26 protein-coding genes are annotated in these 26,760 nt (G+C 37.5%); 14 read left to right on the top strand and 12 right to left on the bottom strand.

The genetic code is table 11. From position 1 onward, the window contains the following. Positions 1–46 precede the first annotated feature (46 nt). Complete coding sequence (locus tag FY049_RS17285; protein ID WP_004719714.1) at positions 47–649, bottom strand: YidB family protein; 603 nt, start codon at positions 647–649, stop codon at positions 47–49. A gap of 125 nt (positions 650–774) precedes the next feature. Further along, complete coding sequence (locus tag FY049_RS17280) at positions 775–1,245, bottom strand: DUF6231 family protein (protein WP_419354821.1); 471 nt, start codon at positions 1,243–1,245, stop codon at positions 775–777. A 32-nt stretch (positions 1,246–1,277) separates the two neighbouring features. Here FY049_RS17280 and FY049_RS17275 point away from each other — a divergent pair, with 32 nt between their 5' ends. Continuing rightward, complete coding sequence (locus FY049_RS17275; protein WP_004719710.1) at positions 1,278–2,150, top strand: DUF2797 domain-containing protein; 873 nt, start codon at positions 1,278–1,280, stop codon at positions 2,148–2,150. Positions 2,151–2,309: 159 nt separating this feature from the next. Here the strand turns inward: FY049_RS17275 and lpxB are convergent, their stop codons facing one another. Beyond that, positions 2,310–3,485 (bottom strand): lipid-A-disaccharide synthase, encoded by a 1,176-nt coding sequence (gene lpxB, locus FY049_RS17270; protein ID WP_056511715.1) that lies wholly within the window; start codon positions 3,483–3,485, stop codon positions 2,310–2,312. Positions 3,486–3,714: 229 nt separating this feature from the next. On the opposite strand from lpxB, the gene FY049_RS17265 reads away from it, so the two are divergent. From FY049_RS17265 to FY049_RS17255, 3 genes are read left to right on the top strand one after another with little or no spacing between them, the layout of a single operon-like run. Next, entirely contained in the window at positions 3,715–5,874 is a 2,160-nt protein-coding gene (locus FY049_RS17265) for a TonB-dependent siderophore receptor (RefSeq protein ID WP_446084054.1), read from the top strand. A gap of 60 nt (positions 5,875–5,934) precedes the next feature. Beyond that, positions 5,935–6,213 carry a hypothetical protein gene (locus tag FY049_RS17260; RefSeq protein ID WP_056511720.1) on the top strand — a complete coding sequence of 93 codons (279 nt, stop codon included), beginning with the start codon at positions 5,935–5,937 and terminating at the stop codon, positions 6,211–6,213. Positions 6,214–6,216: 3 nt separating this feature from the next. Next, a complete protein-coding gene (locus FY049_RS17255; RefSeq protein WP_446084053.1) occupies positions 6,217–7,779 on the top strand; it encodes a PepSY-associated TM helix domain-containing protein in 1,563 nt (520 codons plus the stop codon). Positions 7,780–8,180: 401 nt separating this feature from the next. Here the strand turns inward: FY049_RS17255 and FY049_RS17250 are convergent, their stop codons facing one another. After that, on the bottom strand, positions 8,181–8,483 hold the full coding sequence (locus tag FY049_RS17250) for a helix-turn-helix domain-containing protein (protein WP_004719697.1): 303 nt from the start codon (positions 8,481–8,483) through the stop codon (positions 8,181–8,183). Beyond that, positions 8,476–8,832 carry a type II toxin-antitoxin system RelE/ParE family toxin gene (locus FY049_RS17245; RefSeq protein WP_004719695.1) on the bottom strand — a complete coding sequence of 119 codons (357 nt, stop codon included), beginning with the start codon at positions 8,830–8,832 and terminating at the stop codon, positions 8,476–8,478. Before FY049_RS17245 ends, FY049_RS17250 begins: the two co-directional genes overlap by 8 nt. A 397-nt stretch (positions 8,833–9,229) precedes the next feature. Between FY049_RS17245 and FY049_RS17240 the strand changes: the two genes are divergently transcribed. Next, entirely contained in the window at positions 9,230–11,101 is a 1,872-nt protein-coding gene (locus FY049_RS17240; protein ID WP_446084068.1) for an ABC transporter ATP-binding protein, read from the top strand. A gap of 409 nt (positions 11,102–11,510) precedes the next feature. On the opposite strand, the gene FY049_RS17235 is transcribed toward FY049_RS17240, so the two are convergent. The 3 genes from FY049_RS17235 to FY049_RS17225 form a co-directional block, all read right to left on the bottom strand. Then, a complete protein-coding gene (locus FY049_RS17235; protein ID WP_446084052.1) occupies positions 11,511–12,659 on the bottom strand; it encodes a phospholipase A in 1,149 nt (382 codons plus the stop codon). Between the two features lie 27 nt (positions 12,660–12,686). Next, positions 12,687–15,626, bottom strand: coding sequence for an insulinase family protein (locus tag FY049_RS17230; protein ID WP_056511732.1), 2,940 nt, complete (start codon positions 15,624–15,626; stop codon positions 12,687–12,689). 536 nt (positions 15,627–16,162) lie between these two features. Then, positions 16,163–16,630: a GNAT family N-acetyltransferase gene (locus FY049_RS17225; protein WP_004719686.1), complete on the bottom strand. Its 468-nt coding sequence runs from the start codon at positions 16,628–16,630 to the stop codon at positions 16,163–16,165. Positions 16,631–16,943: 313 nt separating this feature from the next. Here FY049_RS17225 and FY049_RS17220 point away from each other — a divergent pair, with 313 nt between their 5' ends. Genes FY049_RS17220 through FY049_RS17210 form a run of 3 tightly spaced genes read left to right on the top strand, consistent with a single transcriptional unit; the run spans position 16,944 to position 18,907 of the window. Continuing rightward, a complete protein-coding gene (locus FY049_RS17220) occupies positions 16,944–17,948 on the top strand; it encodes an adenosine kinase (protein WP_262781493.1) in 1,005 nt (334 codons plus the stop codon). A gap of 18 nt (positions 17,949–17,966) precedes the next feature. Beyond that, positions 17,967–18,278 (top strand): Rieske (2Fe-2S) protein, encoded by a 312-nt coding sequence (locus FY049_RS17215; protein ID WP_162242519.1) that lies wholly within the window; start codon positions 17,967–17,969, stop codon positions 18,276–18,278. A 14-nt stretch (positions 18,279–18,292) separates the two neighbouring features. Next, positions 18,293–18,907, top strand: a complete 615-nt coding sequence (locus FY049_RS17210) for an OB-fold-containig protein (protein WP_004822174.1) — start codon at positions 18,293–18,295, stop codon at positions 18,905–18,907. 70 nt (positions 18,908–18,977) lie between these two features. Here the strand turns inward: FY049_RS17210 and FY049_RS17205 are convergent, their stop codons facing one another. Then, entirely contained in the window at positions 18,978–19,574 is a 597-nt protein-coding gene (locus FY049_RS17205; RefSeq protein ID WP_446084051.1) for an NAD(P)H-dependent oxidoreductase, read from the bottom strand. A gap of 546 nt (positions 19,575–20,120) precedes the next feature. Between FY049_RS17205 and cydP the strand changes: the two genes are divergently transcribed. Genes cydP through FY049_RS17180 form a run of 5 tightly spaced genes read left to right on the top strand, consistent with a single transcriptional unit; the run spans position 20,121 to position 23,472 of the window. Next, positions 20,121–20,312, top strand: coding sequence for a cytochrome oxidase putative small subunit CydP (gene cydP / locus FY049_RS17200; protein WP_056511741.1), 192 nt, complete (start codon positions 20,121–20,123; stop codon positions 20,310–20,312). After that, positions 20,312–21,898 (top strand): cytochrome ubiquinol oxidase subunit I, encoded by a 1,587-nt coding sequence (locus tag FY049_RS17195; protein WP_004719676.1) that lies wholly within the window; start codon positions 20,312–20,314, stop codon positions 21,896–21,898. Before cydP ends, FY049_RS17195 begins: the two co-directional genes overlap by 1 nt. Then, positions 21,895–23,040 carry a cytochrome d ubiquinol oxidase subunit II gene (cydB, locus tag FY049_RS17190; protein ID WP_004719675.1) on the top strand — a complete coding sequence of 382 codons (1,146 nt, stop codon included), beginning with the start codon at positions 21,895–21,897 and terminating at the stop codon, positions 23,038–23,040. The genes FY049_RS17195 and cydB overlap by 4 nt, the downstream gene beginning before the upstream one ends. 30 nt (positions 23,041–23,070) lie before the next feature. Beyond that, positions 23,071–23,172 carry a cytochrome bd-I oxidase subunit CydX gene (gene cydX, locus FY049_RS17185; protein WP_002120988.1) on the top strand — a complete coding sequence of 34 codons (102 nt, stop codon included), beginning with the start codon at positions 23,071–23,073 and terminating at the stop codon, positions 23,170–23,172. Positions 23,173–23,175: 3 nt separating this feature from the next. Further along, positions 23,176–23,472, top strand: coding sequence for a cyd operon YbgE family protein (locus FY049_RS17180; RefSeq protein ID WP_224963717.1), 297 nt, complete (start codon positions 23,176–23,178; stop codon positions 23,470–23,472). 47 nt (positions 23,473–23,519) lie between these two features. On the opposite strand, the gene FY049_RS17175 is transcribed toward FY049_RS17180, so the two are convergent. The 3 genes from FY049_RS17175 to FY049_RS17165 form a co-directional block, all read right to left on the bottom strand. Next, positions 23,520–24,068 (bottom strand): GNAT family N-acetyltransferase, encoded by a 549-nt coding sequence (locus tag FY049_RS17175; protein WP_446084050.1) that lies wholly within the window; start codon positions 24,066–24,068, stop codon positions 23,520–23,522. Then, entirely contained in the window at positions 24,058–24,426 is a 369-nt protein-coding gene (locus FY049_RS17170) for a hypothetical protein (RefSeq protein ID WP_446084049.1), read from the bottom strand. The genes FY049_RS17175 and FY049_RS17170 overlap by 11 nt, the downstream gene beginning before the upstream one ends. A 79-nt stretch (positions 24,427–24,505) precedes the next feature. Next, positions 24,506–25,171, bottom strand: a complete 666-nt coding sequence (locus tag FY049_RS17165; protein ID WP_056511748.1) for a YccT family protein — start codon at positions 25,169–25,171, stop codon at positions 24,506–24,508. Positions 25,172–25,449: 278 nt separating this feature from the next. Between FY049_RS17165 and FY049_RS17160 the strand changes: the two genes are divergently transcribed. Beyond that, positions 25,450–26,643 carry a hypothetical protein gene (locus tag FY049_RS17160; protein ID WP_262781502.1) on the top strand — a complete coding sequence of 398 codons (1,194 nt, stop codon included), beginning with the start codon at positions 25,450–25,452 and terminating at the stop codon, positions 26,641–26,643. Positions 26,644–26,760: the final 117 nt, after the last annotated feature.

Below are 26,760 nucleotides of genomic sequence, written 5' to 3'. Positions count from 1 at the left end.
CCAGTCAACATCTATTGACTAGCTTTGATCATTTTTATGTTCGATTTTACTTTAAAAAGCCTGATACCAAATTCATGACATTTTGAATATCACCATTGGCTTCAGTGTGATCTGTTGCATCACCTTGTGGTGTGAGTGAATCAATAATTTGCGGTAATACTGTAGAGATTGCACCATACACTTCATTGGTCGGAACATTGGCTTGTTGAGCAACTTGCTCGACTTGCTGACCACCAAATAAACTCTGGATTTGCTCAACATTTACAGCACCATTACCTTGTGACGGATCGACCCAACTTTGAACCTGCCCACCTAAGCCTGCACCTTGCAATTTAGCCAAAGCACCCTGTAGGCCACCATTTTGTTGAATCCAACCCAAGACTAATGGCACAACTGCAATCAATAAAGAAGAAGCATTAAAACCACCCGCTTGTGGTGCTTGTTGTTGTTGTCCACCTGTCAAACCACCTAAAACTGAACCGAGTACGCCGCCCAATCCACCTTGTGATTGTTGTTGCTGCCCACCCAAGCCACCGAGTACTGAACCAAGTACCCCGCCCAATCCACCACCAAGCCCGCCTTGTGATTGTTGTTGTCCGCCAAGTGCTTGTTTTGCCAGAATTTCCACAATATTGGTTAAATCTGTCATGAGTTTTCCTTTTTTAAGTTTTATGAGACAAGTACAGCATACTTGGCTTTATCCTATTCACCAAAATTGGAATTGTTAAATTTTGCAATAGCTTAAGGCTGATTTTTATAACTAAAATAAAACCATTACCAACGAAATTTATTCCAGTTTTCTGGGTTGGCCCAAAACTTAGAATTAAACCAATCTGGTACATGCTTATAGGTCAAAATATTAAACTGCCAAAGTGCAAAATCATTTTGATGTAATGTTTTATCAATAAGTTGAGTAAAACCAAGCGATCTGAGCAACTGTTCATCTTTTAACTGACATGCCACGACGATTCGTTTTGCCAGTAAATCACGCAACTTGACCAATAACTGGGATTTCTGCAAATCGGTCACCCCAGACATTTCATCTGTATCTAAAAGTACAAATCCTAAATCATATCGTTGCGTAAAAGGCAGACTTAAAAACTCAGATACGTTAAAATGGGACCATTGAATTGAATAATTTGTAGGGTATTGCGCCAAATTTTGCCCAATACACAATGCAGTTTGAATTGGCTGTTCTTGCGATAAATCGTCTAGCATTGAAGTGATGACATTTTGCTCAGCCATAACTGCACCTTTTTTGAAGCGAGTAATTAAACATGGAACTACAAGGCATTTGTCATAAAATGCATGCAGGTCTTAAAGACCTTAGTGTAACTGATCAACAAACACATAAGGCAAATGTTGAATATAAATTTATATTAGATCGCTCAGAAACCGAGCTACCATTTAGTTTAGGCCAGGAAATTGAGATTGAAGCGACAGGAAATATTTATTGTGTTTCTTGTGGCGCAAAAACACCGAAGTCTTATTCGCAAGGCCACTGCTTTAAATGTATGAAAACCAAGGCGTCTTGCGACATGTGTATCATGAAGCCTGAAACTTGCCATTATCATTTAGGTACTTGCCGTGAAGATGATTTTGCTCATGAGGTTTGCTTTCAACCGCATATAGTATATCTAGCAAATTCAAGTGCTTTAAAAGTGGGGATTACCCGTCTAGGTCAAATGCCAACACGCTGGTTAGACCAAGGTGCGACCCAAGCACTGCCTATTTTAAAAGTCGGTTCGCGCCGTCTTTCAGGTCAACTTGAAGTCATGTTTGGAACACAGGTTGCAGATAAAACGGATTGGCGAAAGCTACTTAAAGGTGAAGCTGAACCGATTGATCTGATTGAAATTCGTAATGAATTGGTTCAAGAATTTTCCCCTAAGATTCAAAGTATTCGCGATGAGTTTGCGCAAAATCTTGAATTTAATGAAACGGTTGAATTGTTAGAAAATGAATTACCTCGTGAATTCATCTACCCTGTCGATATTTACCCTGAAAAAGTTAAATCGCACAATTTAGATAAAACCCCAATCATTCGGGGCAAGCTACAAGGAATCAAAGGTCAATACTTGATTATGGATACGGGTGTCATCAATATTCGTAAATATACAGGTTATGAACTTAAAGTTCGGGCGGAATAGTTTTACCCCCAAACCCCAAAATTGATTTATACATACTCCTCTTTATCTTAGATTTAGAGGAGTTTTTATTGGTTAAATGTTTTCTAAACTGATTACAAGGTTTTCCAGCAGTTCGATAAGCAAACGAATATTTGCTTAATCAGTTGCTAGCGTTAAAAATCAAGCTGTTAAAATTGCTAAAATCGCCTGAACTGGATCTTCACTATTTCCAGCCAAAAGTTGCTTGTGCATGGTGATCAATTGCATCACCTGAATTTGTGCAGTTTCAATATTCATTAATTTTTCAATTTGATTGGCCAAATTTTCTGCTGTGGCATCTTGTTGAATAAGCTCTTGAATCACTTTTTTACCCGCAATAATATTCGGCAATGAATAATACGGAATTTTCACTAAAAATTTAGCAATCACATAAGTTAACCAATTCAACTTATAAAAAGTCACCATTGGGCGATGTAACAATAATGCTTCAAGTGTCGCTGTCCCCGATGCCAAAGCCACAATATTGGCAGCATTCATGACCTGACGACCAATTTTTGATTCTTTATCGGTATTTTCCAGTAAATGAATTTTTGCAACCAAATCACTTGGATAATGCTTTAATAATTCCTGAATTTGCTGTTTGCGTAAATCATTAATGGCAGGAATCAGGAACTGATAATCTGGATATTTTTGATAAAGAATTTTTGCTGCATCCAACACCAACGGCCCAAGTCGTTCAATCTCACCACGTCGACTCCCCGGTAACAAGGCAATATGCTTTTGACTGATATCTAAACCAAGCTCTTGCTTGGCATCCAAAATTGGATTTTGTAATGGCAATTGACTTGCCAGTGGATGCCCAACAAAGGCTGCTGGTACGTCATACCGTTGATAAAAGCCTTTTTCAAACGGAAATAGACAAAGCACTAAATCAACACTGGCTTTGATGCCATGCACCCGTCCTTGTCGCCAAGCCCATACAGATGGACTGACATATTGCACCGTTTTAATAGGCAAGTTTTTCTGTTTTATACTTTTTGAAAGGCGTAAGTTAAAGTCTGGCGCATCAATACCGATAAAAACATCTACGGGATTGGCAGACCATCTCTCGACCAGACCATCACGTACTGCAAATAATTTTTTTAAATCTTTAAGCACTTCAACAATTCCCATCACAGATAAAATATCCATTGAATAAAAACTGTTAAATCCTTCTGCAATCATTTGAGGACCACCAATCCCCTCAAATTCAGCATCAATACCCTGTTCACGAAAACGACGAATAAGTTTTGCGCCTAAAGTATCCCCCGATACCTCACCTACGACAATTCCAATTTTAAGCTTTCGATTTTGCAAGATATTCTTCCTGATCAGCACTATAAGTGCATGATAGCATATTCATAAGATTTAATTGTGAATAGTCAAAACAGGATACTGGTATGGCAAATGCGTGAATTTATATAACAATTCATCTAATTTTCTATCGTTATTTTATTTTCTATTTATATTTTCAATTGCACGACTATTGTAAGCTCATGCTACTAACAATAAACTAAGCGATAATTATTATCATTTAAGATAAGCAATGCTGAATTCTCTCCCACACAGTTTTAAGTTCTCTATTCTTAGTTTAGCGGTACTCAGTGCTCAGCAGAGTTTTGCTGCAGATATTGAAAATCTACCCACGATTTCAGTTCAAGCCGCAGCTGATCAAACTGAATTAAGCTCTGAACAATCAAAATCTTATATCGTTAAAAAATCTGCAAGTGCGGCCAAGCTGAATATTCCAGTCAAAGAAACACCACAAACAGTGAATGTTGTGACACGTCAGCAATTAAATGATTTTGCACTCAATAGTGCACGTGAGGCTCTAAGTAATACGCCTGGTATTACTGTCAGCAGTCAAGAAACCGAACGTTCAACCTACACTGCTCGTGGTTTTGAAATCTCAAATATTTTAACTGATGGCGTCGGCTTCCCTTCTAGCAGCTACAATTATAATAATACCAACCCTGATACATATTTTTACGATCGTATTGATGTGATTAAAGGTGCAGATGCCTTAACCAATGCTTTTGGTGATCCAAGCGCAACAATCGATTATATCCGTAAGCGTCCTACCCAAGAATTTCAAGCCAATGCTGGGCTAAGTTATGGCTCTTGGAATACCCAACGCTATGAAGCAGATGTTTCAGGTGCATTAAACAAAGAAGGCAGCATCCGCGGACGTTTGATGGGTTATGAACAAACTGGAGATTCTTATCTAGATCGCTATTCATCCGAGAAAAATGGATTTTCTGGCATCATTGATGCGGATTTAAGTGATAGCACATTATTGACAGTCGGTTATAGCCAACAACAAAACAAACCTAATGCAAATAATTGGGGGGCTTTACCACTTCTCGGTGCAGATGGAAATCAACTTTCTTATAACCGAAATTATAATCCTAATCCAGATTGGGCCTATTGTGACAATAAGTCACAAAATGCTTTTGCTGAGCTAAAGCAAAAAATTAATGATAAATGGACAGCAAAGCTGAGCTATAACTACACCCAAACCGACCACAACAGTAACTTACTCTATTTTTTTGGTTACCCTGATCAAAATGGAGCGGATGTAGCCCTTACCGCTTGGGGCGGAAAAGAAAGCCTAAAAAGACATTTTGCTGACTTAAATCTACAAGGCTCTTATTCATTATTTGGCCGAGAACACGAAGCGACACTGGGTTATAGTTATCTACAAAGTAAACAGTTTGATCAACAAACTTCAGGTATGATCAATGATATTAATATCTACAATGATTATTCCAAAGGTTATTTACGTCAGCTCACCACAAACTGGGCAAGCTGGACACCCCAATCAGTAACTTGGTCTGCTTTTAGTGATGCTGCAAACTATACTCAAAAGCTCAATTCTGTATATGCTGCAACACGCCTACACTTAAACGATGATTTAAAACTTTTACTCGGTTTAAATTATGTTCAAGCTAAAAGTGAAGGTGAAAGTTATGGTTCATCAATGGCCTATGATGAAAACAAAGTATCTCCTTATGCTGGCATTACCTATAACTTTAACCCTGAATACACGGGTTATCTAAGCTATACCTCTATTTTCCGCCCACAATCTGGATTAGGTACTGATAATAAAGCACTCAAACCAGTTGAAGGCGAAAGCTATGAGGCAGGTATTAAAAGTTCATGGCTAGATGACAAACTCACTGGAACTTTGGCGGTGTTTCGTACAGAACAAAGTAATTACCCATTACGTAACTCTGACGGAAACCCTCTCAATCGAAAAGTTGAAACCAGTGACTTGCGCTCTCAAGGGGTAGAAGTTGGACTGGCAGAACAATTAACAGATTATTTAAATCTGGCATTTGGCTATAGCCAATTTAGCTTAAAAGATTTAAAAAATGGCGGAGAGGCACGTACTTACAACCCTAACCAAACCATTAAACTTTTAACCACCTATACTATTCCAGCTATACCTAAACTGAAAATTGGCGCAGCGTTACAATGGCAAGATTCGACCAAGCTGTATGACTCTTCTGAAAAGAGTACAATTACCCAAGATGCTTATGCTTTTGTGAATTTGATGGGTAGCTATGACTTGAATAAGCATATTTCGCTACAGGCAAATGCAAACAATGTGACAGACAAAAAATATTTATATAGCTTCCCAGATGGTCAGGCTTTTTATGGCCCATCTGCAAACTATAGTGTTGCTGTAAAATTTAAATACTAATCTGAATTCGCCTTAATCTTTTAAGATTAAGGCGTTTTCAATTGCAAGAAAGTGATCGTTATGCAGATTGTGCTCTACCCTTTATCAGTGCTCTATCGTTTTATACTGGCTTTTGGTATGGGCTATGTGTGCAGTTATTTAGTATCCTTAGCTTTAATTGATGTATTTTATCCTTATTTTGCCAAAGCTGAATCTATTTACTTGGCGGCATTTAGCGCACTTATTTTTTACATTATTTTTGTGATTCTAAGCTTTTGTATACATTCTTTAAAAAAACTTACGCTGATCAGCCTAGCTCTGGTTGCTACTTTTTTCCTATTTTCCAAGTTTATAGGTTAACTCATGCATAAATCTGTTCGTCAATCTATGGCATGGTTACACTCTTGGATCGGGCTTACTTTCGGCTGGCTGTTATTTGCAATTTTTTTGACAGGTTCTGCAACATATTATCGCCATGAAATTAGTATGTGGATGCAACCACAATTCGCGAGTATGCAGATCAAACAGGAATCCGCTATACAGTCTGCATTTGCTTATTTGCAAAAAAATGCCCCAGATGCAAAAAGTTGGTATATCGCCGTTGCAAACCAGAATACCCCTGCAAATAAAATTTATTGGCAAAAAGCAGATGGTGGTTATGAAAGTAAAACTTTAGATGCCAATACAGGTAAAGAATTGAGTCTTTCTGCCACACAAGGCGGTGATTTCTTTTATGGGTTTCATTATCAGCTTTATGGAATGCCTTATTCGATTGGGCGTTTGATTGTCACCTTTGCAGCGTTAATTATGTTTATAGCCTTGATTTCAGGCATTATTACCCATAAAAAGATATTTACCGATTTCTTTACCTTAAGAGCATTTAAAGGTCAGCGTTCATATTTAGATTTTCATAATGTAAGTTCGGTAATCGCATTGCCCTTTTTCTTAACCATTACATTTACCGGCTTAGCGATCTTTTTCTATCTGCTTTTCCCCGCAGGGATGAAAAAAGCCTATCCAGATAATCCATATCAGTATTTTGATGAAATTCGTCATGTTTCAACTGCAAACAAGGCTCAACAAGCGCAGCCGAAGAATATGTTATCTATTCAACATTTCCTGCAACAAACCCAACAGCAATGGGGAAAAACTAATATTGATAACATAACCGTAGATCAACCCAATACACAGCTTGCCAAGCTCACGATTACTGCCTTAGAAGATCATTCGATTACACGTAATCAAGCACAACTTAGCTTTAATGGCGCTACTGGTGCTTTAATTGAGAATACTCGTAATAACAGTGCAATTGCAACATTAAATGCCAGTATGTATGGGCTGCATATGGCGAATTTCGCCCAACCTTTATTACGTTTAGGCTTGTTTTTCTCTGGTCTTCTGGGCTGTGCAATGATTGCTTCGGGCTTATTGCTCTGGAGTTTAAAACGACAATTACAAAAGAAAAATGATCATTTTCACTTTGGACATTATCTGGTAAATCGACTCAATACCACGATGATTATTGGTTTACCCATTGCGATGTTGGGTTATTTATATGCCAATCGTTTTGTGCAACTTCAAGCAGATACACCGAATTATGAAGTCTATACATTTTTCACTTTATGGTTATTCAGTTTTATAATTGCGCTCTGCACAAAACAACAATATCTCTGGAAAACTCAGCTCAAGTTGCTGATTGCCATGACATTAGCCTTGCCTATTTTAAATGTCTATTATCTGATTTCTAATCAATATATTCATTCATTACAGGACTATTGGTTATTTTTACGTGTGGACTTAATGATCTGGTTATTTGCCATTTTAGCGATTTTTTTACATCAAAGAATCACACCGATTCAAAACAAAGCTGTTGCGAAGATCAAGAAAAAACTGGAACAAAAATCAGCGCAGGAGTCTGTGTCATGATATTGGTATTTGCATTTCTCCTGATACTGATTGCCAGTTATAGCTTGTATTTGATCAGCTCAAAGCAGATCACCAAGACTCAGAAAAGTAAATTGTCTGTTTTAGCGCAACATGTGAAATTGGTAAAAGTTATCTCGTTTGCGTTGATCATCTTGGCTTTATTTTTATTCAGTTTAAATTATGGCAATAGCATCTCTTTTGTGGCCTTGTGCATACTGAGTAGTCCAATACTGTTTGGATTGATACTCTTTGTCAATGATTTAAAACCCAAAATAAAAAAGTAGACATTTAGCGTTTTAACACAGCTCTAGACTCAATTAAATTTAAGTTTAGATAATTTTCAGCATAATCGTGCTCATTCCTATCAAAAAATGGAAGCTTATCGCTTCCATTTTCAACAGTTAAACATTAAATTCAATATGTTTTCCTGTGGGAAGCTCTACATCAATGCGAAGCTTCCCTCCCATTGCTTCAACATATTTCTTTATTGTTGAAATTTTAAGATCATGACCACGATTTTCAATTGCTGAAAGTGAAGGCTGCTTGATTCCAAGTATCTCAGCTAATTCTTTTTGCGAAATCTCTAATTCTTCTCGAATAAGATGCAGCTGCGTTTGTAAACGTAGTTCATCAGCCATTTTTTGAATTCGGTCTTGACTCTCTGGAGAGCGACCAGCCAATAGTTCCTGTAAGGTTTTAGCCATTAGATTGATCTCCTAGGGTTGAAAGATGAAGTTCGTATTGCTGTTCTGCAATATCTAACATCTCTTTATAAAAACGCTTTTTACCGCCCTTATTACCAATACAAAGCACAATAGCCTGTCGTAATGGATCAAATATAAAAAAGGCTCTTAGTGGTTTACCTCTATGCTGAACACGTAATTCTTTCATGTTCGTGAATTTCGAGTCATTTACGGTATCAACTAAAGGGCGACCTAAACTTGGCCCCAGCTGTTGTAGAACGACCAATGCAGCTAAGACTTTTTCCTGTGTTGAATCATCTTGCTGTTCAAGCCATTCATTAAACAAATCCGTTGTAATGACTGTCCACATGCGAAACCTAGAAATATAGACTGTAATCTATATTTTAATATAGTACTTATAGAAAGGCAAAGTTTCTTTTAAGAATTGAACGCTCATGTAAAAAACATTCGAGCAGTGTTTTTACTTTCTTATGATTGTTAAAGTGTTAGAAGATTAATGTTCAATTTACGATTAGATTGTCAAAGTACAATAATTTTTTAATTATCTTTGGCTATACTATAAATCGTTTTTATTCGATATAAATAACTGGTGTAATTTCCGCGAAAACTATACAATCTACATTACCCCACTATTCTCCCAATTTCTGCTGAATTTGCCTTAAAATAATTTAAGCTGTTCAGGTTGTAACTTCATTTCAATATTTTACAATTTAATCAATCTATAAAATTTCCACGAGGATTTTATGTTGCTGCAATGGTTTGAAAAGTTAGTCGATCCATATCCGTCGAAAGGTTTAAACGAACCATTACCCACCAAGTTCTTTCCATTTGTTTGGCAAGCCGCGACTGGTGTTAAGCGTTATTTATTGATTTTAATATTATTCACTGCTGCAACAGCAAGTTTTGAAGCTTTGTTTTTTTCACAAATCGGACATTTAGTCGATTGGTTAACACAGTCTAAACCTCAAGACTTTTTAGTAAATCATCGTGAAAATTTGATCTTTTTAAGCTGTATTTTATTGGCAAATATCTTTTTTGCCAGTATGCAATCCATTATCAGACATCAGATTTTATACAGTAGTTTTCCAATGCGTTTGCGTTGGAGATTCCATAATCTAATGCTACGCCAAGGCTTAGACTTCTTCCATAATGACTTTGCTGGACGTTTATCTGCCAAAGTCATGCAGACGGCACTAGCGGTACGTGAGTTTTGGGTGATTTTGGGCGACATGGTGACTTATGTTGTCATCTATTTCATCACCATCAGCATTGTATTGGGATCAATTTCTCCTATTCTATTGATTCCACTTTTATTATGGTTGGCGTTGTTTATTAGTGCAGCCTTATATTACATTCCAAGATTAGGACGAATTTCCAAAGAACAAGCCGATGCGCGTGCGGTGATGACTGGGCGTGTAACCGATGCCTATACCAATATTCAGACAGTAAAACTTTTTGCACATGCAGGCCGCGAAAGCCAGTATGCAAAAGAGTCAATGAAAGAGTTTATGCGTACAGTGTTCAAACAAATGCGTTTAGGCACTGCATACGAACTTTGCATCAATTTGCTAACAGCCGTTTTATTCTTTGGTGTTTTAGGTACTGCCGTTTGGTTATGGTTACAGGGTCAAGCAGCGATTGGTGTGATTGCAGCAACAACAGCCATGATTCTTAAACTTAACAGTATGGCTGAGTTTATGATGTGGCAAACTTCTGCCCTATTTGAAAATGTCGGCACAATTCAAGATGGCATGCAAACTTTAGGTCGTCAGATTAATATCCAAGACAAAGAAGATGCCAAACCACTTGTTGTGACTCAAGGCAATATTAAATTTAGTGATGTCACATTTGCTTATAACAGCAAAAAAGTCATTGATCACTTTAATTTAAACATTCAACCAGGTGAAAAAATTGGTATTGTTGGACGTTCAGGCGCTGGAAAATCTACATTAATTCAATTACTTTTACATTTTTACACCATCAATAATGGAAAAATTACCATTGATGGTCAAAATATTGAAGAAGTCACTCAAGACAGTTTAAGAAAAAATATTGCGCTTGTGACCCAAGATACCTCTTTATTGCATCGTACAGTTGCGGAAAATATCAAATATGGTCGTCCTGATGCGACTGATGAAGAAATGTATGAAGCAGTAAGAAAAGCCAAAGCAGATGAGTTTATTCCGCAACTTTCAGACTTAAGAGGTCGTACTGGCTATGATGCTTATGTTGGTGAGCGTGGGGTAAAACTTTCTGGTGGTCAACGTCAACGTATTGCCATTGCACGTGTATTTTTAAAAGATGCGCCTATTTTAATCTTGGATGAAGCAACCAGTGCTTTAGACTCCGAAGTTGAAGCTGCAATTCAATCGAGCTTAGATGAGTTAATGCAAAATAAAACTGTGATCGCGATTGCTCACCGTCTTTCAACCATTGCTCAAATGGATCGTTTGATTGTTTTAGATCAAGGTCAAATTGCAGAACAAGGTACTCACGAGGAACTGATCGCACAAAATGGTATTTATGCACACTTATGGCATAGACAGACAGGTGGTTTTTTGGTTGAACCTGAACAAAAAGCCTCAGAGGATGAAGATTCAACAGTCAGTACTTCGTAAATAAAGCCTTTAAATAGCCAAATTATAAAAAACCACGTTAAAAATAGCGTGGTTTTTTATTGCGTCTATTCTATTGATTAAGCGCTTATTTCATCAAGCATAGCTTTATCTGGATATATTTTAGGTACTGTATTCAGTTATATGATTATATTTTTTTGAAACAAGAATTAGTCGGCTTTATGAGGCAATAGAAGTGGTTGTTTCGCTACAATTAAGTGCCCTCCATCATTCGTACTTAGATTGTTGCCATACTTAATCTAGTATAAAAATAGTGCTATAGGATCTCCCTTTATTTACCCAAATAAAACTACAGCTATTCCCTATAACTCAATAATCAGAAGCAAAAAAGCTACCTTGTATAAAGACAGCTTCTTATTTAAATCTAGCCAATCAACGCTATTTTAAATGATTAATACCAATTCATTAACGAAACACCTAGACCAACATAGGTCGCACGGTGATTATAATCAATCAAGCTTTCACCATAACCATCAAACAATTGAAAATGCCCACGTAACTTGCCCTTAATTGGAAATGCCCAATCAAATTGCATTGCACCATGCGAGTCATCCCCACCTTTTAAAGAGTGACGTAGCATCAAAGAAAAATCATTGTCACTCCAGCGATAGAATGCGGTCAAATCACCACGACCGATATAATTTTTAATATCAGGGTTATTGTCATCCTGAAAATCTTCTTCAATGCGATACCACGGACGTACCATTAAGGCAAAATTATCTTTTTCAAAACCAAGATTTAAAATGACCCTATTCCAACTACGTGATAGCGGATCAGAACGTCCGTTTGACTGATGATTCAAAGTCAGACCCAGTAAGCGACCATTTAAACCTAATAAATTATAATTGGTTCTAAAAATCAAACTCGCTTCAGGTTCGTAATTTGTTTCACGAAATGGACGAGACTCTTCACTGTTATAAACTTGCCAGCGAGAAGATTGGGTATAACCGACCCAAACATCACCATTGTTCCCAAACAGATTTTCGGCAGCTTTGGTTTTTAAAGAAATCTGGAATTTCGCTTCCATCGACTTTAAATTTTGATCTTCATCCACGGTGTTTTGAGGATTTGGACTCTGTGGAAATTCATTTTTCTTACTGGTCCAAAATGCGGGAAGTAAATATACAGGTTGGTTCGCTCGAATATTCCACGTACCTAATTTACTGTCTTGAGAAAGCTCCCAACGTCGATCAAGTAATGAGGTATTCGGATCAATTTTATCGCCATGAATCGCAAATAAATTTTCTGCTTTCTGGGTGATTTTATCTTTGAGGGTTTCAGGTTCAACATCGGCTTTTTGAATATCTAAGGCAGCACGTTGCTCTGACACCAAAACTTGCGGAGCAACTGTAGGTATTTTAAATATTTTATCGTAACAAGCCAAACGGTCAGCATTAGATTCGAGTGCAACACAGGCTTGCGTACTTGCAGGATTCACTTGTGCAGTATCATCTGCATGAGCAATGGTCACCAAACCAAAACTGAGCATCATTAAGATGCTCAGATTCAATGGTGTACGTTCAAAATTTTTGAACGACATAGAATTCTCCAGAAAGAATTTATAGGGTTAATTTACTTTCTTAATTTCAAAACCTAATTGTTCCAACACTTCTTTTTTGGCAACTGGAGCGACTACAGCTCTTACAGGCTTTTGCTCAAGTAAATAAGTTTGTGTGACACGCTTAAGGTCGTCAATAGTAACGTTTAATAAGCGCTCGCGTAATTGCTTTCTAAACGCAGGTGTGCGTCCATGAAGCAATGCATAGCATGCAGTAATGGCTTCACCTGCTGGTGAACCAGGTTTATCCATACTGGAAACCAGACCGAGAATAGCTTCTTCAAGCTGATAATCATGCTGCTCTTTGTTTAACAACCAATCTAAACTTGCTTCAAAGTCTTGGAAAGTTTCTGCAAGGCGTGGATCACGATAACTATAGAATCGGAACGAACAAGCATTGCCATCATAACTTGCGCCCCCACCATATGCACCACCCTTTTCACGAATAGCACTATGTAGGAAACCATTGCGTAAATAGCCTGCAAGCACCATCAACGGCGCTGCATCTGGATGGGCAACATCTACAGCTTGGTAAGCAGAAGCACAAAATTGAACATTGGCTTGAATTAACCAAGCTTGATCTGCATTGCTCTCATCCATAGCCACTTGCGTTAAATAGACAGGAGATTGATCAACTGCAAGTTTATCCCAAACCGTTTGCACTTCTTCAACTAAACGCTCTGAATGATGCTCTTCACACACCAATAAAAATTGTTTTGGTGCAAGCATTAAGCCTTTATGAATTGATTTTAACTCATCTATAAACGCATCATATGCCGCATCATCTTTTTCAATTTTTGCGATCAAATCACCTAGCCAATTCAATGCGCCTAGGCCTGTATTGTCATAATCGCGTTTTGCCAACGCACTCATATGACGTGAGGCAATTTGCATTGCATAACTATGTCCAGAACCCGATAAACGAGAAGCCCAACGTGTTTTACGTTGTTGTAAAAGTTCGATAATACGATCTTTTTCATCAAAACGTAGTTGCTCAAAAGCCAATTTAAGCAACTGAATTGCATCAAACTTATCCGTTAAAGATTTGGTTGTTAAGGTCAACCATGCACTAATTTGACCTTTGTCATCGGTTTTAGAACGAAGTGAAGCGCCCATTCCCAAACCGCCACTGACTGCCGTCTGTAACTGTTGAAGTTCAAGATAATCATATTCTCCCGCACCGACTTCTCCCATGAGAACAGACAGTAAGTTAAAATAAGGCGATTTTACAATTTGATCTGGTATTTGAATCAATACTTGTTGGTAGTAAATTCCATTTGTACCTGCATGGTACAGATTTAATGGTGTATCTACCCCATTGCAAATCACTTCACGCAATTGGCCTTGAACAATGGCCAATTCAGCTGGAATGTCTTCCAAACCAACTTTAGGTAATAAGCTCAAATCATCTGGTGTTTCTTGACGAATTTTTAAAGCTTCTGTCTGGGCGATAATTTCAGCTTTATCTGCTTCTGACAAAGCCTCACCAATTTTCGCCAAACGTGCTTTTTCATCTTCTGCTTCTTGAGCAGATTTATTTGCATCTGGAACTAAAGTCATTTGTACACGATGCGGGTTATCCAATAAATGAACTTGAATCAAGTTGGATAACCACATCGGATCTTTGAGTTCTTCTTTTACTTCTGCAATGGCAGTATCTACATCCCAAGCATGGATTGGATCATTATGATGAATTGCATTGCCCAAACCATTGAGGATCAGTGTTAAACCATACGGCGTACCATCACCACTGATTTCACGTTGATGTAATTCAATTTGATGCAAAATTGCATCAACCATGTCTTTATCGATAGGCTTAGAAGCAACATCTTGAAGAATATTAAGCACGCCATTTTTAAATTCTTCAGTATGCTCAGGATTTGAACCTTGAACTCCACAATAGAACGTCATTTCATAGTTAGAATCATCTACACCCATGATTGGACCTGTAGACTGTGCATAACCACATGTTTCTAAATAATGGCGCAACGGCGAAGCAGAGTTTTCTAAAAGAATCCCTTCAACCAAACGCATACCCAAGCGAAGTTTAACATCACTGGTTTTTGGCAATAACCAAGACAAAATATGATAGGTCTTGTCTGTTAAATCTTCTGCATCAACAGCATAGGTTTCTTGTACTTCAATCGGAGCTGTTAGTCTCTGCTCTTCTTTAGAGTAAATCGTTTCACCTTTGCTGAATTTAGACAGCGCCAACTTTTCAAATTGTTCTTGCAGTTTATAAGCAGGCTCATCACCAAAAGTCATAAATACTGCATTACTCGGATGATAATGTGATTTGTAAAACGCCACTAACTCATCATAAGTTAGGTCAGGAATATCCTTCGGATCACCACCAGAATTATAATGATAGGTTGTTTTCGGGAACAAATGATGCGCAAGCTGATGATAAAGCTGATCTGACGGTGAACTCATTGCCCCTTTCATTTCATTAAATACCACGCCTTTATAAACAGGCTCACCATTTTCCAGCTCAATACGAATACCTTCTTGAGCAAAATCCAATGGATTTAAATTGGCCGCAAAAGCCGCGTCCAAATAGACTTCCAAAAGGTTTTGGAAATCCTTTTTATTTTGGGTTGCAAATGGATAAGCGGTCCAATCAGCTGCTGTAAACGCATTCATAAAAGTATTTAATGAACGACGAATCATCAAAAAGAATGGATCACGTACTGGGAATTTCTCTGAACCACACAATGCTGTATGTTCAAGAATATGTGCCTCACCTTTGGAATCCATCGGTTGAGTACGGAAAGCAACAAGGAACACATTTTCGTCATGATCAGTTGCTAAATGGTAGTGCATTGCACCAGTCACTTTATGTTTATATTCAGACACTAAAATGTCTAAAGCTTCTACATGGTGTTGACGTACCAGCTGAAACGCAGGATGAACAGTTTGAGATAAGGTTTCAGTGACATCTACAGTCATGCGATCTCCAATATTAAATGTTTATCTATACGTTTAAGTATAACCGAAACTTTAATAAATGCGATTCATTCCTAACACTAATTCTTAGTAAATCAATCAGGATTCATCACGACTTGCTGTTCAAATATCAAGAATCAGCAATGAGATAAATAAAAAAGTGATGATCAAAAGATTCTATCATCACTGTAAAACTTAACTTTTTTAACTCAATATTTTAATTAGTGATGCTTCGAGCCTTTTTAGGCTAATGTTTTCTATGTATTCTGATAATGAGTAAAGATTGTGAACCAATCTAAATAGGCTTTCCCTGAAAATGATTAAACAAGTGTTATCTGTATCAAGAGCTTTTTATAGAAAAGAATTGCTTAGGCTATTTTTAGTATGTTTACCAAGAAATTTTTTTTGGAGATCAACATGGATTCATCTCCAAGAATAAAAAGTATCTTAAAGCCTATAGCTATAAACCAGCAGCCCCTTGATCGAATTATGCTGCTACTCAAAGTTAAGCGCTATAGGCCAAGGGATTTCCAAATTCACTAAATTAAATATTTAAAGTAATTATAATTTGGGTGATTTGAGACAAAAACATAATTTTGCTTTTGATAAAATGGCGCTGCATCTTTTTCACTACTTAAGCACAAGGCAGAAAAATTAGATTTTGCTCTTTTTTCAAGTTCGAGCAATAAACTTTTACCCAATCCAGTTTTTCGGTATTCAGGCAATACATAGAAACGACGTACCCGACCAATTTTATGCTGAGTTTCAGGGTTCTGCTTTGTATCACCATCTTCACTGATTTGAATATTTAAACCACCGCATGCAACCAGTTTATCTCCATCAAACGCAACCAATAAAAATTCACCATGTCGATTAAATTTATTAGTGCCTTGCTGAAACTCATCAACCAAACGTTGAATAAAATGAAACCCTTCTTTTTCAGCAACTACGGCTAAATCTTGAATTTGCGCAGGCAATTGATCTACCTGTTGAATTAAAATATTCACTCAACCTCCAATATATTTAGGGTCTGTAGACAGTTTTAACTTTATGCCTATGTTTATTTCTAAACAAAACCTAACCCAGCGATCTCAATCAATCACCGTGAAACAATCTAATTTAATCACGCACACTGATCAACACAATGGCTTAAATTACGCAATAATCATCTCAAAAACAGGTTTTGTTCAGCACACCATCAAGTTATAAAATTCCAACAAACCATATTTGACAAATGTAATTGAAATTTTTTCAACAAACTACTGTAAAGCTGAGCATTCGTGTAAACTTTATGTTTTTAACATTGATGTGATGAAGAACATGGCTATAGTTGACCTTTTTGCAATTGGTAACGCACTCATTGACCAAGAATTTAAAGTATCAGATCTCTTTTTAGCTGAACAAAATTTGCAAAAAGGCACCATGCAACTCGCAGATGGTGAGTCTCAAACTCAGCTATACAATAATTTAAAAGCCAGCCAAAATTATAAAGGTCAAGCATCTGGCGGTTCAGCTGCCAATACCACAGTGGCATTCAGTGCCTTAGGTTCTTCAGCATTTTATGCGTGCCGTGTTGGAAATGATGATCTAGGCACAATTTATCTCGACGGCTTAAATGAAGCAGGCATCGAAACTTCGAAAAAATCGATCAGTGAAGGTGTTACGGGTACATGTATGGTTCTGGTCAGTGAAGATTCAGAACGCACGATGCAAACTTATCTCGGCATTACTGCAGAACTTTCAGATCTACAAATGGATTTCGAACCTTTAAAAACAGCGCAATGGTTATATATCGAAGGTTACTTGTCTACAAGTGATTCAGCACGCGCAGCCGTAAAACAAGCACGTCAAATTGCCCGTGATCACAAGGTTAAAATCGCATTGACCCTATCTGACCCGGCAATGGTGCAATATGCACGTCAAGGTCTAAATGAACTAATCGATGATGGTGTGGATCTAATTTTCTGTAATGAACAAGAAGCCATGATGTATACAGAAACTGACTCCGTTGAAGCTGCGCTGAATAAATTAAAAACACTAAGTACTGATGTGGTGATTACACTAAGTGAAAAAGGTGCATTAGTCGCAGATCAAAAACAGCATTTTTATGTTCAAGGTCGTAAAGTAAATGCAGTAGATGCAAATGGTGCTGGTGATGCATTCTCAGGTGCTTTCTTATATGCTTTAAATAATGGTGAAAATTTACAAACTGCGGCACAACTTGCTATTCTTATTTCAAGTGAAGTGGTGTCTAAGTTTGGACCACGCCTAGACGTTGCAGAATACGCAAATCTACTCGAAACGTTCAAAAAGGAATGTGCATAAATGTCTGAAAAAATTGCAATGACCGATGAAATTGAAGAGCGTAAGGCACGTGCGTTTGACACAATGACTGGCGACACCATTTTTATCACTCAACGTGATGGTGCATTTTATGCCTACCAAAATGTCTGCCCTCATCTACAAACTGAACTGGAATTTCTGGAAAATCAGTTTTTAGACCAAGACGGCGAATATATTCAATGCTCTACACATGGTGCTTTGTTTGAAGTTGAAACAGGTGAATGTATTTCAGGACCATGTCTGGGTGATAAACTTGAAAAAGTGAATATTTCAGTCCATTCAGATGGTGGTATTTACATCGAGGACGAATAAGGTTGGAAACTGCCATGCTTGGATTCTTATTTGAACATGAATTAATGCCCTTTCACCTCAGTGTCTTGGCTTTAATTCTGCTGAGTATGGCAGAAACTTTTGGCTACTATATCGGCTTACGGCCAAGCACCTTTCTGAAAAAAATTTCACCAGATTGGCTCATTGAGTCGCCGCTGTTACAAGTTAAATTTTCCAAAGTACTTATTTTCGTTTTTTTATTATTGAATTTTAGTTTTGCAGGCTATTTTTTACAGCTCTCTATCTTTGCAAGCAAACAAGTATTTGCCGCTTGGTATTATGTGGTTTTACCCGCATTGGTGATTGCAATCTTCTTTACCGTGTTTATGATTCATTGTTTGGATCAGGTGATAAAACCTAAAGTTACCTTGAATCAAGTTGACTTGCTTGGACGATTGGCTACAGTCTCTAGTGGTAATGCACGACCAGGATTTTCAGCTCAAGCACGGGTCCGTGATGAAAATGGACAACTGCACTATATCCAAGTCGAACCAGAATTTGGTGAGTTAGAATTTCAATCTCAAATCATCTTAATACGTTTTAGAAAATCACATTATATTGCCAAGAAAATTTCGATCTCAAATCATCTATTTAGTTCAGATCAGTATTAAAAGTCTGACTCGGTTTAGCACATCCAATACCTTTATTACGTCTCCAGCTGAATCTAATCATAACTTGCCCTCATTTTGGCCAAGTTGCAATTTTAGCTTCAATCCGTGCACAAAATGATGCAATTTGAACTTGAGTAAGTGATTCAGCTTTATACAGTGACAACATTTGAAAATGGCATTTTGGTGCACAGGTACTCAATAATGCGATTTTCAATATGCGTTTTACTGGTTGCCAAAGTACCAAACGATCTACCCACCAAGCTGAACTCAATGAAGTAATCGCCAATGTGTATTTTAGGTTATCGAGTTTAGGTTGAATTGCACCCAAATCGTTTGCATGATCATAAGCAACTCCAGGAGCCCAAATACGATCAAACCAGCCTTTCAGCATTGCAGGAAAACCAAACCACCAAGTCGGAAAGACCAGTATTAAAGCTTCTGCGGAAAGTAAATCATCTATATTCTCTTTGACAACAGTTTGATCAAATGTAGGACTGTAATAACTTTGACGTTCCTCATCTGTCAGTGCTGGTGAAAAACCAGAAGCGTACAGATCTTCAATCACAACTTCATGACCATTGGCAATTAAAGTCGCTATTGCGGTCTTCGCCAAGCTTTGACAAAGACTATCAGTTACAGGGTGAGCAATAACAACTAAACATTTCATGGTGATTTCCTTTCAGCTCAACCAGTTATAATTTATTAGATAAAATGAACAGGAATTTAAATCATTGAACTTCAGCAAAAATCCAAATATAGATGAAGTTGTACATAATCAAATAAATACCCAACTATCAAAATAGAAACATCTTTCAACTTTTAATTATGACTAAAATTTAAGCATAAATCACGATTATTGTTCCCCCCATATTTGTTACTCAATTGGATTTTTTCTAAAATAATAAACTCAGCAAAAATTTAAACCAACCATTTTAATCGGAATAATTTCTCACCAAACTTAATTCAAACCAATTTAGTTGGTTTAATAAAATCTAAACAATACTATTTTACTAGGTTTTATTTTTATTAATTACAAGTGTTTTAATCAACTTTAAAATCAATAAAAATTAGTATATTTTTTAACAACACAAATTTTTAAGTCATTGTTTAATTTAAATTTAATAATATATTTTTATTTTAACTGTTTTATCTATTTATTTCTTGTGGTGTTTTGTTTAATAATATAAGCATATTTAAATAATAGGCTTAACGCATGAGCTTAAAACCTAATGATTTAAACCGGCGGCTTGTCAGGGAAATTGCAATCATATTAATAATTAAGATTGCACTTTTAATGACGATTAAACATATCTGGTTTGATGCGCCGACTATTCCTAAAAATTTTGATAACCAAGTTGCTGAGCGTATTGCTGGCAGTCCTTCCCAAATCAAGGAGACACGTTGATGATTTCTGAAAGCGTGGTCGATCTTTCGCGGTTCCAATTTGCAATGACCGCGATGTATCACTTTATATTTGTACCACTTACTCTAGGTCTGGCTTTTATTCTTGCCATTATGGAAACCACTTATGTGATTTCTGGTAAAGAAATTTATAAAGACATGACCAAATTCTGGGGCAAACTTTTCGGTATTAACTTTGCATTAGGTGTAACCACTGGTCTGACCATGGAATTCCAGTTCGGTACAAACTGGGCGTACTACTCTCACTATGTGGGTGATATTTTTGGTGCGCCACTTGCCATTGAAGGATTGATGGCATTCTTTCTAGAATCAACTTTTATTGGTTTATTCTTCTTTGGCTGGGATCGCCTTTCAAAAGTTCAACATTTAAGTGTGACATGGTTAGTTGCGCTGGGTTCGAATTTATCCGCATTATGGATTTTAGTTGCCAATGGTTGGATGCAAAATCCTGTCGGTTCAGAATTTAATTTTGAAACCATGCGTATGGAACTTGTCGATTTTGGTGCTTTGATTTTTAACCCAGTTGCTCAAGTGAAATTTGTTCACACGGTGTCTGCAGGTTATGTCACTGGTGCAATCTTTGTTCTCGCCATTTCAAGTTATTACTTATTGAAAAAACGTGATTTACCATTTGCGCGTCGCTCTTTCGCCATCGCTGCAATCTTTGGTTTAGCGTCTACACTTTCAGTCATCTTATTGGGTGATGAATCTGGTTATGAGCTTGGTGATGTTCAAAAAACCAAGCTGGCTGCAATTGAGTCTGAGTGGGAAACTCATCCAGCACCTGCGCCATTTACTTTATTTGGTATTCCAAATCAGGAAGAACAACGTACTGACTATGCCATAAAAATTCCGTATGCGATGGGTATTATTGCCACACGTTCACTCGATAAAGAAGTCACTGGGCTTAAAGATTTGATGGTTCAACATGAGGCACGTATCCGTAATGGTATGGTGGCATATAGCGAACTTGAAAAACTTCGTGCTGGTGACCGTTCGCCTGAACTTATGGCATCATTCAAAGAAAACCAAAAAGATTTAGGTTATGGCTTACTTCTTAAAAAATATACTGAAAATGTAACAGATGCTTCTGAAGCACATATTCAAGCAGCAACAAAAGATACCATTCCAAATGTAACTGCATTGTTCTTCTCTTTCCGTGCAATGGTCGCTTCTGGTTTCTTGATGCTACTCCTGTTTATCCTTGCAACATTTGCTGTGGCAAAACGTAATGCAGAAAATAAACCATGGTTACTTAAATTTGCATTGTTTGCACTGCCATTACCTTGGATTGCAGCACAAACAGGTTGGTATGTGGCTGAAGGTGGTCGTCAACCCTGGACCATTGGTGAAGTGTTGCCTACACATCTCTCTGCATCAAGTTTAAGTACTGGCGATGTATGGGGATCAATCATTGCATTAGCCGCGTTCTATACTGTGTTATTGATTATCGAAATGTATTTAATGATCAAATTCTCACGCTTAGGACCAAGCTCTTTACATACAGGTAAATATCACTTCGAGAAACTTGAAGCTCAGCAAGCTCAAACTGGGGAGAATCAATCATGATCGAATATGAACTTCTCAAAATTATCTGGTGGGTTTTAGTCGGTGTTCTACTGATTGGCTTCGCCCTCACAGATGGTTTCGATATGGGCTCAATGGCACTGATGCCATTTGTAGGTAAAACTGATGATGAACGCCGTGCAGCAATCAATACCATTGCACCGCATTGGGAAGGCAACCAAGTGTGGTTCGTGACTGCGGGTGGCGCACTATTTGCTGCTTGGCCTATGGTTTATGCAACGGCTTTCTCAGGTATGTATTGGGCGCTCTTGCTGGTCTTATTTGCACTCTTCCTTAGACCTGTTGGCTTTGACTATCGCTCTAAACTGCAAAATACCCAATGGCGTAATTCTTGGGATTGGGGCTTATGTATCGGTGGTGCTGTACCTGCGCTGGTTTTCGGTGTTGCATTTGGTAATATGTTCTTAGGTGTACCGTTTACTTTAGATGAGACTGTACGTTCAACTTATACAGGTAGCTTCTTTGCCCTACTCAATCCATTTGCACTGGTTTGCGGTATAGTAAGCTTGTCGATGTTGTGTGCACATGGTGGCGCATGGTTAATGCTGCGTACAGATGGTGTATTACGTCAACGTTCTGCTAAAGCAACACAATTGATGGGTATACTCTTCTTAGTCACTTTCTTGGGCGTGGGTGCTTGGTTATATTTTGGTGGCATCGAAGGATATACTTTGGTACAGCCATTTAATACCAATGCTGTTGCCAATCCGCTTGCGAAAGAAGTATTAACAACAGGTAACCATGGTTGGATGAATAACTATTCAATTTACCCAATCACCATGCTTGCACCGATTTCTGCAATTCTTGGCGCAATCTTGATTATCTTTGGTGCTGGTAAAAACAAAGCTGGCGTGAGCTTTACAGGTTCTACCTTAGCGGTGACTGGATCAATTTTAACTGCTGGTTTTGCACTGTTCCCATTCCTAATGCCATCAAGTATCAACCCAACTGTAAGTTTAACCATGTGGGATGCGGTTTCAAGTAAGAATACATTGACAGTAATGACTGTGGTTGCTTCTATATTTGTGCCAATTATTTTAATCTATACCACATGGTGTTATTACAAAATGTGGGGCGTTATCACCAACAAACATGTTCAAGACAACTCACACAGCCTGTACTAAGGCTGTGTCTAAGCAAATAGGAGAATATTTATGTGGTATTTCGCTTGGATTCTTGGGATCTTGATGGCGTGTTTTGCAGGTGTTTTAAGTGCACTCTATATTGAACATCATCAAGATTTGGATGAGGAATAAACCATGACAGAGATCGCAATGACAACAAAAGAAAGAAAGCCGAATAAGTTTGCAATGGCCATTTCGTTTTTGATGGCATTGCCTCTTGCTGCGGTATTGTTGATTCATCCTGGCGCAATGCTTGATGCCAATGGTCACTATAACCATAGTGCGCTCATGATGGTGATGATTGGTATTTCAGGTGGCTTTATACATGGGGTAGGATTTCTGCCACAGTTTTGGTTATGGAAATGGTTATTTAGTCCCTATATCGCATGGCCACTCATGCTATGGGGCTATTACACTTGGTTCTTCAGCTAAGTCCTAAATTTGAAAAAATAAGACCCTGATTTATTCAGGGTTTTATTTTAATTGGATGAAACTTTACTGGGCACCCTCTTTCTCATTTCAATTAAATGCAAATCTATAACAGGTATGCCTACATTTGCATTTAAAGGATAATCCGCCACTACACCCGTTTGTACATAGCCACGGCGTTGATAATAAGCAATCAATTCATGACGTACACTTAAAACCCACATAACGAAATGCGTGGAATGACAATGGTTAGATAGGACTTTGTCATGCAGATACTGTTCAGCAAAATCTAAAACATATTTGCCAATACCTTGATTTTGGAATTTAGCTGCAATACAAAATGTGCCGATTTCCACATCATGCTGGATAAAAGTCAGACCAATACATGCCACAATTTGCTCATCTAATTCAGCAACAAATAACTGAAAATTATTCTGAGCCAATGTTTGTTCTAATTGCTCGGTATTGATTCGATCACCCGTGACAATCTCTGATTCACTCGTCCAACTACGACCGTCTTGTTGTCGATAAGCAGAATTAATCAAATCAACTAAATTTGTAATGTCGGATATTCGTGCTGTTCTAAAATTAAGCTGCATACAGTTTGCTTTTTAAAAACTTGAAGATAAATAAGACCAATTCAAAAATGACCAGTGATAAAACAACCTCCAAGAGAATCAGCAATTCTCCACTTCGACTACCCGAACAATGCATTTGGGCAGTGCCGGCAATACATTTAAAGATTAGCTTATAAAATGAGATTGACCAGATATATAAAATACCTAAACTAGCAAAGAAAGCCAGAAAATGGAAAATATTAGATTTATTCTGAAAGAGTTGCGCTGTAATACAATAAGCTCGATATGGAATCCAGCTAAAAGCAAATAAGCCAATAGCGGTAAAAATGATCGCTACTGTATAAAGAAAATCATCTGACATCAAAAAACTTTCAAACATTTTTATTCTTTTTTTCAAAAATACACTTTGTTATAACACAAAAAAGACCATCGAAATGGTCTTTTACATGTACTTCAAATTATTGCTCAGCTAACCAAGTCATAAACTTCTGACGTTCAGCCTTGCTTGCATTTTGCCAGATTTGAATCAATTGGCGATCTGCCGAATTGGCATCACTCACGGTTTGAGTAGTCTTAGCAACTGAGGTTGTTGCTGGCGATTGGCTTGTCGTTGTTGCATATACAGCTGCTGGTTGATTTACTGGCGCTTTCTTACTTGAAGTTAAATCAATCACTTTGCCGAATAAACCAGAACCTAACCAAGGCTTCGCTTCAGTATTCACACCAGTCTGTTGCACCACGAGACGGTTTTTATTGTCATAAATCGCAATCGTTGGTTGTTCTGCATATTTTTTTGCATCTTCAAAACGCTGAGGTGGATTTACCAAAGCAATTTTATAAGTTTGACCATCTTTTAAATCTGGCGCTGTCACTGTGACCACACCCGATTTTAAAATGTCGTGTTCACCATTTAAATGTTCAAAATATTGCTGATAACGAACACTTACTGCAACTTGACCAGCATCGACTTTATATTCATTCTTTTTACGGATTAAACCTGAATTCACTTCTTGATCGTTTACCGCCAATACTACAATTTCTTCTGGCGCAGATAAAGTGACTGCTGCAAAAACTGATCCGCTTAGCATTAAAGCTAATGCAGCAACGCCGTATTTAAATGCCATATTGCTCTACTCTTATGTCAAATATATGTAAAATTTATTGCACTATGCAATGTCGTGATGACAGTTTTATGACAATGGCGATTTGTTCTGATTTTTATAATGAAACTATATTCATTTTACTTATCACATAATTTTATCATTTACTGGAAAAACCATTCATCTGCTTGTCCTAAAAGCACATTTTAAATTTATTTTTTCTTATCTATAACTAGAACCTTTGAATAGCACACATTCAAAATAAGCATAATTCTAAAAAACAAATTAACAGGATGTTCCCCATGAATAAGAAAACCATATCCAGATTTAAAGCAATATTAACGAGATGTATCATCGGTATTACAGCTGTTTTGGTCGTACCTTATGCCACACAAACAATGGCAGCAACCAGCTATGCCACTCAAGCGAGCCCAGCACAGCTCTCAAAACTTGCCTACAATATGAATGCCAATATGGCACAACGTAACCTCAACACATCTGAAAAAAACCTGTACCAGCAACTTTACAACATTGCCAATAATCAAACCTTTCTATTCGACCCATCCATTACTACCACTATTCAACAGTACGAAAGTATCCGAAGCAAAATTCGCCAGCAATTTTCCACAGTTAGGCAGCTTGCTATAAATACTTATGGCAACCAGTCACAACAAAAAATATTACTTGCAACTAATGCTTTTATTTTAATGTATTACGATGCACTCAGTCGTAACAATCCAAAATTCTTCTGGCCAAATCTGGGTATTTTTGTAGCCAATGATGTCCGTTCTACCTATGCATTAACCTTCTCATTGTCCAATGCTTTAGATCCCTTAAATGTCACCAATGGTCAAAGTGTCATTATTGCAGGGATGAATGTACCGACATTACAGTCCACCATTGCCCAAGCCAATAATGAATTAATTAATGGGCAGGCCAATGTCATGGCAGATATTGGTGGACTCAGTATCATGCATCAACACTATGATGCTTTAGTGTTGGCACAACAACTGACTGGTTATGGATCAACCCTGACTCAAGCGTTTCAATTACAGAAAATCGCGGATGAAGAAGCGCTTAGATCAAGCATTTATTCATCAAAATTTAAAAAGTTGGCTACAGATGCAGCTATCAGCTTTGGCATTCATGAACAAGAAAAAATTCTACAGCCGATGTGGGATAAGCCAATAATGCGTGATTTTGCTAAAATTAATAATTTTATGCTCTCGCTGAGTTTAGAGAATTTAGGCTTACGTGGTGATATCTTTGTGGGCATCAATAAATTTAAATTAATTTTCACCCCCTATCTGATTATACGCGCACCATTCACAGCAACCAATCTGGCCAATCTACAACATCGTATCGCAATTGCACGTAACGGTTTTAATGTGCTAAATGAATGGAAACAAAATATATTCTTCGCACCATGGATTCCAATCTATCAATCACATATTGGTAAGGGTAATGGATTGTACCAACCCGTTGGTGCGCGATAAATCATTAAACACCTCGATGCACAACATTACACTTTTTTCAAAGCGACTACATTTTGAGCACAGTTCTTGCTTGTTTAATGTTGTGTATATCGCACAATAAAAATACTCAACAAAAAA

The organism is Acinetobacter sp. 1125_18A, assembly GCF_052824985.1.
The sequence above is the reverse complement of the archived record's forward strand: the minus strand, read 5'-3'. Positions and strand labels throughout refer to the sequence as shown.

Excerpts from the sequence above, each read along its gene's own strand:
- FY049_RS17160 (WP_262781502.1), top strand. The coding sequence starts at position 25,450 with ATGAATAAGAAAACCATATCCAGATTTAAAGCAATATTAACGAGATGT.
- cydP (WP_056511741.1), top strand. The coding sequence starts at position 20,121 with ATGAGCTTAAAACCTAATGATTTAAACCGGCGGCTTGTCAGGGAAATT.
- FY049_RS17230 (WP_056511732.1), bottom strand. The coding sequence starts at position 15,626 with ATGACTGTAGATGTCACTGAAACCTTATCTCAAACTGTTCATCCTGCG.
- cydB (WP_004719675.1), top strand. The coding sequence starts at position 21,895 with ATGATCGAATATGAACTTCTCAAAATTATCTGGTGGGTTTTAGTCGGT.
- FY049_RS17260 (WP_056511720.1), top strand. The coding sequence starts at position 5,935 with ATGCAGATTGTGCTCTACCCTTTATCAGTGCTCTATCGTTTTATACTG.
- FY049_RS17250 (WP_004719697.1), bottom strand. The coding sequence starts at position 8,483 with ATGGCTAAAACCTTACAGGAACTATTGGCTGGTCGCTCTCCAGAGAGT.
- FY049_RS17205 (WP_446084051.1), bottom strand. The coding sequence starts at position 19,574 with ATGAAATGTTTAGTTGTTATTGCTCACCCTGTAACTGATAGTCTTTGT.
- FY049_RS17285 (WP_004719714.1), bottom strand. The coding sequence starts at position 649 with ATGACAGATTTAACCAATATTGTGGAAATTCTGGCAAAACAAGCACTT.
- FY049_RS17170 (WP_446084049.1), bottom strand. The coding sequence starts at position 24,426 with ATGTTTGAAAGTTTTTTGATGTCAGATGATTTTCTTTATACAGTAGCG.
- FY049_RS17265 (WP_446084054.1), top strand. The coding sequence starts at position 3,715 with ATGCTGAATTCTCTCCCACACAGTTTTAAGTTCTCTATTCTTAGTTTA.
- FY049_RS17215 (WP_162242519.1), top strand. The coding sequence starts at position 17,967 with ATGACCGATGAAATTGAAGAGCGTAAGGCACGTGCGTTTGACACAATG.
- FY049_RS17220 (WP_262781493.1), top strand. The coding sequence starts at position 16,944 with ATGGCTATAGTTGACCTTTTTGCAATTGGTAACGCACTCATTGACCAA.
- FY049_RS17180 (WP_224963717.1), top strand. The coding sequence starts at position 23,176 with ATGACAGAGATCGCAATGACAACAAAAGAAAGAAAGCCGAATAAGTTT.
- FY049_RS17175 (WP_446084050.1), bottom strand. The coding sequence starts at position 24,068 with ATGCAGCTTAATTTTAGAACAGCACGAATATCCGACATTACAAATTTA.
- cydX (WP_002120988.1), top strand. The coding sequence starts at position 23,071 with ATGTGGTATTTCGCTTGGATTCTTGGGATCTTGATGGCGTGTTTTGCA.
- FY049_RS17235 (WP_446084052.1), bottom strand. The coding sequence starts at position 12,659 with ATGTCGTTCAAAAATTTTGAACGTACACCATTGAATCTGAGCATCTTA.
- FY049_RS17210 (WP_004822174.1), top strand. The coding sequence starts at position 18,293 with ATGCTTGGATTCTTATTTGAACATGAATTAATGCCCTTTCACCTCAGT.
- FY049_RS17195 (WP_004719676.1), top strand. The coding sequence starts at position 20,312 with ATGATTTCTGAAAGCGTGGTCGATCTTTCGCGGTTCCAATTTGCAATG.
- FY049_RS17275 (WP_004719710.1), top strand. The coding sequence starts at position 1,278 with ATGGAACTACAAGGCATTTGTCATAAAATGCATGCAGGTCTTAAAGAC.
- FY049_RS17165 (WP_056511748.1), bottom strand. The coding sequence starts at position 25,171 with ATGGCATTTAAATACGGCGTTGCTGCATTAGCTTTAATGCTAAGCGGA.
- FY049_RS17245 (WP_004719695.1), bottom strand. The coding sequence starts at position 8,832 with ATGTGGACAGTCATTACAACGGATTTGTTTAATGAATGGCTTGAACAG.
- FY049_RS17255 (WP_446084053.1), top strand. The coding sequence starts at position 6,217 with ATGCATAAATCTGTTCGTCAATCTATGGCATGGTTACACTCTTGGATC.
- FY049_RS17280 (WP_419354821.1), bottom strand. The coding sequence starts at position 1,245 with ATGGCTGAGCAAAATGTCATCACTTCAATGCTAGACGATTTATCGCAA.